General features: G+C 53.4%; 4 protein-coding genes. 2 read left to right on the top strand and 2 right to left on the bottom strand.

The genetic code is table 11. The features are described 5' to 3' along the window. Nucleotides 1–19: 19 nt before the first annotated feature. Together QE270_RS02570 and QE270_RS02565 are read right to left on the bottom strand one after the other, a co-directional pair. Nucleotides 20–949 (bottom strand): hydroxymethylglutaryl-CoA lyase, encoded by a 930-nt coding sequence (locus QE270_RS02570; RefSeq protein ID WP_300034721.1) that lies wholly within the window; start codon nt 947–949, stop codon nt 20–22. A 24-nt stretch (nt 950–973) separates the two neighbouring features. Beyond that, the gene (locus QE270_RS02565; RefSeq protein ID WP_300034717.1) at nt 974–1,648 is read right to left on the bottom strand and encodes a GntR family transcriptional regulator; all 675 of its coding nucleotides are present in this window, start codon (nt 1,646–1,648) and stop codon (nt 974–976) included. 86 nt (nt 1,649–1,734) lie between these two features. Here QE270_RS02565 and QE270_RS02560 point away from each other — a divergent pair, with 86 nt between their 5' ends. Together QE270_RS02560 and QE270_RS02555 are read left to right on the top strand one after the other, a co-directional pair. Then, nucleotides 1,735–4,248, top strand: a complete 2,514-nt coding sequence (locus QE270_RS02560; protein ID WP_300034714.1) for a TonB-dependent receptor — start codon at nt 1,735–1,737, stop codon at nt 4,246–4,248. 323 nt (nt 4,249–4,571) lie between these two features. Then, nucleotides 4,572–7,079 (top strand): FAD-dependent oxidoreductase, encoded by a 2,508-nt coding sequence (locus tag QE270_RS02555; RefSeq protein ID WP_300034711.1) that lies wholly within the window; start codon nt 4,572–4,574, stop codon nt 7,077–7,079.

Raw genomic sequence — 7,079 nt, 5'->3', positions numbered from 1 at the left:
TACCCCATTAATATCTCCCTCAACCTATTTTCGGAAATGCTGGCGCCTGCGCCACCATGCCGGGTAGTTTTCTGCCCATAATGTCCGATAGCCATTGGCTAGCCTCAATAAGGCTATCCAAATTCATTCCCGTGGACACGCGTGCACGTTCGAGCATGTAGACAACGTCCTCGCTTGGCACATTGCCCGCTGCACCCGGTGCAAACGGACATCCACCTAGCCCGCCGAGCGACGCATCGATAACGCTCGCCCCCGCACCTACAGCGGCCCAAACATTGGCCAAGCCGGTGTTGCGGGTGTTGTGGAAATGCACGCGAACGGGCAGCGGATTTACTGCTTTCTTTATCTGCTCGACCAGCCGCGCTACTTGAGCGGGGTTTCCAACGCCAATGGTATCAGCAAGCGCAATTTCCACTGGGCCAGCTTCGGCAATGGCCATGGCCATATCAATGATGCGCTGGTCAGACACTTCACCTTCAAATGGACAACCGAAAGATGCAGCTATGGTGCATTGCGCGGTGCGCCCTTCGGCTTTGGCGAGCGCAATAATGGCCTTCGCCGCCTCGACAGATTCGTTGCTGCTTTGCCCTTGATTGGCCATTGCGAATGTATCCGTTGCGACCGCGACGGCACCAAGTTGATTTATCTTCCCGGTCGCGATGGCGCGTTCTGCACCGCGCAGGTTCATGACCAAGCCAATATAAGTGACATCGCTGCGATCCGGTAGGCCTGCGCAAACATCATCTGCGTCCGCCATTTGCGGGACGCGTTTGGGGTTCACAAAGCTGGTAACCTCAATTCGGCGCGCGCCAGCCGCAATCGCGCGATTGATTAAGGCGAGTTTATCGTAAGCCGATACCAGAACAGCTTCATTTTGAAGGCCGTCGCGTGGTCCAACTTCGACAAATTCAATATGCTTGGGAATAATCATCACCGATAGTGATGCCATAATTGTATACAAAATAAAATAGGATTATGCGGCTAAATTGGCTTTCCGGATTTCAGTGTCGGTAGAGTGCGCTTCGGCATAAGCATGGAATGCGCGCCGGATATGCGCCGTCATTACCGCCGCGGCCCAATCACCGTCGCGATTATCAAAAGCGATCATCAATTCATCATGTTCATGGTGCGAGCGGCGTAGGTTTTCGAGGTCATATTGTCGCGCCGTGCGCAGTATGACCGGTTGTTCGGTAACCTGCATCAGCATGTTCGCCAATCTCTCCGACGCGGCCGCTTCAAGGATTGTTGCGTGAAACACCCGGTTACTGTCGATGAAGCGTGGCACATCGGGTCGACTGGCATCAATCGCCTGCTTCAATTGGCCGTTATGACCCCGCATGCGCGCCAGCTGGTCTCGCGTAATGCGCAAAGCTGCCCGCTTTGCAGCGTGCGCTTCCAGCATCGCGCGCAACTCGAACGCATCTTTTAGATCGTCCAGTGACCAATTTGTCACAAAGCTTCGTTGAGATTCGTTACGCCGAACGAACATTTCCGTCTCAAGCCGCCGAAGAGAATCTCGCACCGGAGTGCGCGATACACCGCACAATTCTGCCAAAGCCTCCTCGCGAATTTGCGATCCAGGCTGCAACTCACCAGACAAAATCATGCTGCGAATATGATTATATGCACGATCCGATGCCCGCGACATGGTTTTAACGCTCCTCTTGACGAATGGCATTTGTATACAATAAGCTGTAGCCAAATCAACATTGGGTATAACAGGGGATAAGTTACATGCGTATCGGGAAAAGTGCACTCCTCTCATCGATAGCAGTCAGCGTTTTGTTGCCTACAACGGCATTCGCGCAGGCAGCAGAAGACGGCGTAGAAGCGGAAGAAATCATTGTAACGGCACGCCGCCAAAATGAACGGCTAGTTGATGTACCTGCTTCGATCACCGTTATAGACGCCGCCGCACTTGCAAGAACCGGTGCAGATAATGCGCAGGGCTTTGCCCAATTGACGCCGGGTGTTACAATCGTGACGGGCACTGCCGAGGCTGGCGATACCCAAATCAACATTCGCGGCATCAACGGTGCGCGCGACGCAGAGAGCTCCGTTGCGCTCGTGGTTGACGGCATTTTAAAAACCAACACCGCGCAGTTGAACCAGACCCAAGGTACGCTGCGTCAGATTGAAATTCTGAAAGGTCCGCAAGGCGCAATTTATGGCCGAAACGCTGCTGCCGGTGCGATTGTTGTCTCCACGGTCAAGCCAGGTGACACGCTCGAAGGAGCTGTCAAAATCAGCTACGCAAATGAACAGACGATCGAGGGTTCGGCTTATGTTTCATCGCCGTTGGGCGATACTGCCGGTTTTGTGCTTTCAGGCAACTATCGCACAACAGACGGATTTTACCGCAACCTGTATCTTGGCCGTAAAGTCGTAGATGATCAGGAAGTATATTCGATTGACGGCCGTTTCATGGCGCAATTGGGCGATGCAACCGATCTTGATATTAAGGCACGCTATTCAAAACTGTCTGGCGCGTCGATCAACTTCAACTCGGTGTTCCATATCGAAGCGTTTGGTGGCGCATTCTTCGAAGATGTTGATGCCCATGAATTGCGGTATTACAGCAATATTCGGCCAACGAACGACCAGCGGACGATCGATTTCTCAGCCAAGATTGATCACGACTTCGGGGCGACGCGGCTGACCGCATGGGCGCTGTATTCCGACGTGGACCAAAACCTCACCGCAGACGGCACTTCGGCAGACTTCGCGCGTTATATTTCACCAGCTTTGGGTGCGCCTTCCAATGCGACCAATCTGGCTGTCCAGAACAAATGCTTTGCTGCGACTGCGGCGTTGACCGGATTTCCAGTCAACGCACCGGGCTTCATTGGTCAGGTCCCTGTACCGTTCATTTTTGCACCGGCAACAGGCTCGACGTTTGGTGCCTACAGCCCGACAACCTGCGATGGCACGCAGTTGCAGATCCGTAATCAAAAAGATATCAGTGGAGAAATCCGCTTGGCGTCGAATGACGGTGGGCCGCTGAATTGGCAGGTGGGCGTCTACGGTCTTCACATCGACCGAACGGTCGGCGTGAGCCTTGGCGCTGATTTGGGTCAAGGTGTTAGCGCGGCATTGTATAATGCACCGGGCAGCAGCAACCCGACATCGCAATTGTTCAACGATACGTTCAAAACTGACGTCTACGCTGCATTTGGCTCAGTCGACTACAAAATGTCTGATATGTTCAAAGCCGGCTTTGCATTGCGTTATGACGTTGAGGACCGGACAACGTCCAACCTCGTGCCCAATGTATCCGACCCAATAACAGGTGCTAAGATTAATCCGGGCCTGCCTGCAACAGGTGGAATTGCGGATAAATCTGCTAGCTTCAAACAGCTGGAGCCAAAGGTCACGCTAAGCTTCACACCTAACAGCTCGACCAATATTTATGCCAACTGGGGTATCGGTTTCAAATCAGGTGGTTTCAATAACACAGGGTCGTCTGCCTTGGTGAATGCCAACTTTAACATTCCTGCAATCGGCGCGGGCGTGACAATTAATGACCAGTTCCGCAAGGAACGCTCGAGCTCGTTCGAAGCGGGTATCAAGGGGTCATTATTCGACAACCGCGTGACATTTGACCTTGCCGGTTATTACACCAAAATCTCTGACATGCAGTTCTTCGAATTCTTCGTCGGATCGTTCGGCTTGCTCCGCGTTGTATCGAACATCGACAAGGTTGATGTAAAGGGTGTCGAATTGAATTCCACAGCCAAGATTATCGATGGCTGGAAGGTGTTTGGCTCGCTCAACTTGACCGATAGCGAAATCAAGAAAAATACCTCGCGTCCATACACCGTAGGCAACAAATCGCCGTATACCGCGGATTATACGATTAACCTTGGAACCCAGATCGATGCGCCACTTGGCGACGATATCGGTTTGGTTCTGCGGGCCGATTATCGCATTACCGGCGCGACATGGTTCCACACCGTTCAGGATCAGAAACGGGCCACGATCTTCAGTCAGTTGCTGCCGATATCTGCGCTCGCGCTGCCCGGATTTGTTGGCAATGCCAATTACAGCGTCGCCAAGCGTGATCAATTCGGCGTTCTCAACCTGCGCGTCGGCCTTGAAGGTGACAACTGGAACGTAACCGCGTTCGCCGACAACTTGCTCGACCGCAAATATATCAACGAAGCGATCCCTGCTATTGAGTTTGGCGGTTCCTTCATCTCACCGGGCGCGCGGCGCTTGATGGGTGTTGAGGTCGGCTATAAGTTTTAATCAAAACACGGTCAGATTTGCTGCAAAAGCAACTCGTTAGGCCTCTGCTACCCTGCATGAATCTGTAGAGGATTCATGCAGGGAGCAGCCAACACAATTCTGGGTCTCTCCTGTATGCCCGAAGGGCTGCAAAGCCATAGCGCCAGCCCCTTGGCGGCTCGAACTGTTCCATTGAAACAAGCACACACCTCCGCTAATCTTATAGTAATTTAACTAATAGTTAGCATTAAAAAATCACATTCCTGTGATTTGCTGCTCAATATAATTGCCGCATTGCCAGTTGTTCTGACATATCGGGGTAATCGTAAAATAGGATGGTTTGCATGAAAACGACGGCACGTGCGGTGGTTATTGGCGGCGGCGTAGTCGGCGTTAGCACCTTGTATCACCTTGCCAAAATGGGGTGGAGCGATGTCGTCTTGCTGGAACGCAAGGAACTGACCTCGGGTTCGACATGGCATGCGGCAGGGTTGCTTCCTCTCTTCAATCTCAGCTATTCCGTCGGTAAGCTGCATCAATATTCGGTAGCTTTGTACCCCAGCTTGGAAGCCGAAACTGGTCTGCACGCGGGGTTGTCGCAGGTCACAAACATCCGGTTGGCGACAACCAAAGACCGGATGGATGAGTATCATTATTATGCGGGTGTTGCGCGAACCATTGGCGTCGATGTCAATTTCCTGACGCCGGACCAGGTCAAGGACATCTGGCCACTGGCGAATATGGACGGTGTCATTGGCGCAATCCAGCACCCCGATGACGGCTATATACAGCCCGCTGATCTTACCCAAGCACTCGCCAAAGGCGCGCGGCAGCGTGGGGCAACGATTTACCGCAACACCACGGTTACTGGCATCACGCAGCAACCGAATGGCGAATGGCGGATCTCGACAGATCAGGGCGAGATTACCGCCGAGCATGTTATATCCTGTTCAGGCAACTTCGCGCGACAAACAGGGGCGATGGTTGGATTGGACATTCCGGTCATACCCGTTGAGCACCAATATCTGGTCACCGAGCAGCATCCCGAAATCATGGCGCGCAAAAAGGCTGGCCTGCCGGAAATGGGTGTGTTGCGCGAATCCGATGCCAGTTATTACATGCGGGAGGAAGCCGGCGGTCTGTTGCTTGGGCCGTATGAGGTTGGCGCGCCGGCTTGTTACGTTGATGGCCCAGCTGCGAACAGTGAATACGAATTGTTCCCTGACGCGCTTGAGCGCCTTGAACGCTATATTGTCGCAGCGATGAACCGCGTGCCCGCCTTTGGCGAAGTCGGTATCAAGAAAGTCTATAACGGCGCCATTGCGTATACGCCCGACGGCTCGCCGATAATCGGACCGGCATGGGGGCTCAAAAACTTTTGGCTCAACGAAGGCCATAGTTTTGGGATCACTGCCGCAGGCGGCGCGGGTTGGCAGTTGGCGCATTGGATTGTCGAGGGGGAACCGACCATCGACATGATGGGAGTCGACCCACGCCGCTTTGGCGATTATGCCGGCAGGGGCTTTCTGATTGAAAAGAATGAGGAGGCCTATGCCAAGGTCTTCACGGTGCATTATCCTGATGAAGAGCGCGAAGCGGGGCGGGCATTGCGGCGCACGCCATGCTATGACCGGATGAAAGCGCTCGGCGGGGTGTTTGGTAGCGTGTTTGGTTGGGAGCGCCCTAACTGGTTTGCGCCCGCTGGTTATGCATTAAGCGCAGCCGATCTCGACAAGCCCGATGTGTTGTTGAACGACAATCATCCCGTCGTGCCGGACGAACCTGTTCGTGAAAAATGGTCATTCCGCCGTTCCAACTATTTCGAACATGTAGGCAATGAATGCCTGCATGTGACCAAGCATGTGGGCATTCAGGACATGAGCGCCTTTGCCAAATGCGAAATATCGGGGCTGGGGGCAGAAAGCTGGCTCGACCAATTGCTGACAAATGCGGTTCCGAAAAAGGTCGGGCGGGTAACGCTGTCCTATCTGCTAACGCAGAACGGCGGCGTGCGGAGCGAGTTTACGGTCTACAAGGCGGCGGCGCAGCGTTATTATCTCGTCTCGGCAGGCGCGTATGAGCGGCACGACCATGATTATCTGAAAAAGGCCATGCCAAAAGATGGTTCAGTCAATTTCGAACGACTGACAACGGCAATGGGCGTACTTGTGCTCGCTGGTCCACGGTCACGCGATGTGCTGGCAAAACTAACCGATACGGATTTGTCAAACGAGGCCTTCCCATGGCTGACCGGCAAAAAAATGAGTATAGGACTGGCTCCTGTAGACGCGTTGCGGGTTAATTTCATTGGTGAGCTGGGCTGGGAAATCCACCATCCTATTGAAATGCAGAACTATATTTTCGACAAGTTGATGGAGGCGGGTGCGGCGTTTGGCATCAAACCATTTGGCATCCGCGCGATGACGTCGATGGCGCTGGAAAAAAGTTATAAGCTCATCCCGCGTGAATTGTCGGTTGAATATTCGGCTTATGAAAGTGGCTTGGACCGGTTCATCAGCCTCAAAAAACCGTCATTTTTTGGACGGGAAGCCCTGCTTGCGTGGAAGGAACGCGGCAGCGCGAACCATTTGGTGACCATGGAGGTACATAACGTCACCGATGCGGACGCACGTGGGTCAGAACCGATTTATCAGGGAGATGATATTGTCGGTCGCGTGACATCGGGCGGCTATGGCTGGCGCGTCGGAAAATCGCTTGCCCTTGCGATGGTCCGGCCAGATTTGGCGGTGCCTGGCACAGAGTTAGAGATAACAATATTAGGGGTTCGCCATAAAGCGACAATCATAGCCGACTCTCCTTTCGACCCAGATAACAACGCACTGAGGAGCTAA

It is taken from the genome of Sphingorhabdus sp. (assembly GCF_029865925.1).
In the GTDB taxonomy this organism is placed as follows: domain Bacteria; phylum Pseudomonadota; class Alphaproteobacteria; order Sphingomonadales; family Sphingomonadaceae; genus Sphingorhabdus_B.
This window is presented reverse-complemented; position numbering and strand designations above follow the sequence as displayed.

Excerpts from the sequence above, each read along its gene's own strand:
- QE270_RS02570 (WP_300034721.1), bottom strand. The coding sequence starts at position 949 with ATGGCATCACTATCGGTGATGATTATTCCCAAGCATATTGAATTTGTC.
- QE270_RS02565 (WP_300034717.1), bottom strand. The coding sequence starts at position 1,648 with ATGTCGCGGGCATCGGATCGTGCATATAATCATATTCGCAGCATGATT.
- QE270_RS02560 (WP_300034714.1), top strand. The coding sequence starts at position 1,735 with ATGCGTATCGGGAAAAGTGCACTCCTCTCATCGATAGCAGTCAGCGTT.
- QE270_RS02555 (WP_300034711.1), top strand. The coding sequence starts at position 4,572 with ATGAAAACGACGGCACGTGCGGTGGTTATTGGCGGCGGCGTAGTCGGC.